Genomic DNA, 272 nt, shown 5'->3' on the forward strand with positions numbered 1-272 from the left:
GCGGTGGCGATCACATAACGCTCGTAGTACTCGGTGCCGACATGCTGGCGCACATCGATGCGTTCGACGGCGTGACGTATTTCGTCGACGCTGAACTTCTTCAAGTGATCGGCGCCGATGAACATCAGGCTGTAGGCCAGGTGTTCCCAGTCCTGCTTGAATACCTGCTTGTAGCTCAGGGTGTTGATGCGATGGGGCACTTTGCCAAAGCCCTGGAAACCGCCGAGATCGTGGAAGCCATCCATATTGAATACTCCGGAAGGTGAATGAAG

The 272-nt window shown here is 55.1% G+C and carries 1 pseudogene; it reads right to left on the bottom strand.

The features are described from left to right. Positions 1–245: pseudogene (locus tag SB816_RS31670) on the bottom strand (nitrile hydratase subunit beta); the annotation flags it as partial. Positions 246–272: the final 27 nt, after the last annotated feature.

It is taken from the genome of Achromobacter sp. SIMBA_011, from assembly GCF_046535435.1.
Classification (GTDB): domain Bacteria; phylum Pseudomonadota; class Gammaproteobacteria; order Burkholderiales; family Burkholderiaceae_B; genus Achromobacter; species Achromobacter dolens.